The sequence below is a fragment of the Candidatus Symbiopectobacterium sp. NZEC135 genome, from assembly GCF_025962695.1.
Window position 1 is genome coordinate 1 of record NZ_JAGFPF010001479.1, and the last position, 520, is coordinate 520.

Annotated in this window: 1 protein-coding gene; it reads left to right on the forward strand. The window is 46.2% G+C overall.

Going from position 1 to position 520, the window contains the following annotated elements; all coding sequences use genetic code 11:
* Window positions 1-155: 155 nt before the first annotated feature.
* A partial coding sequence (locus J5224_RS34930; RefSeq protein ID WP_319802557.1) for a GTP-binding protein occupies window positions 156-520 on the forward strand: 365 nt, incomplete at its 3' end.

Below are 520 nucleotides of genomic sequence, written 5' to 3' on the forward strand. Positions count from 1 at the left end.
GTATTCATTATTCCAGCGCCATGCGGATGCGTCGTTACTTATCTCACAACCCTAATTGTTATGTTATAACGTAATTAAAATTTGACAGTCATGACGGTTGTGGACTGGGTGTAGGTCTATGCCGGGAAATGACAGGGTGAAAATAGGGGAGGGATATGTCGGATACAGTATCAACGATGAGGTGGGGTAAACGAATACCGCTGATTATTCTCAATGGGTTTCTCGGTGCGGGGAAAACCACATTATTACTGGTTCAAGCCCATAACGGCGACTATGCCGTTGCGGTGATTGTCAATGATATGAGCGAGTTGGATGTCGACGGCGTGCTGATTTCAAATACGGAAATTGTTTCGTCTCACCGCCAAAATATGGTCAGCATCGCCGCCGATAATATCAGTAGTGATACGGGGATTGTGAAACTCGACAACGCCATCACGCGCTTGTTAAGTAGACAAACGGGAAGTGATAAGACGCCTGATTTCATCTTGCTTGAGACCTCTGGCAGTAGTCATCCTCTTCC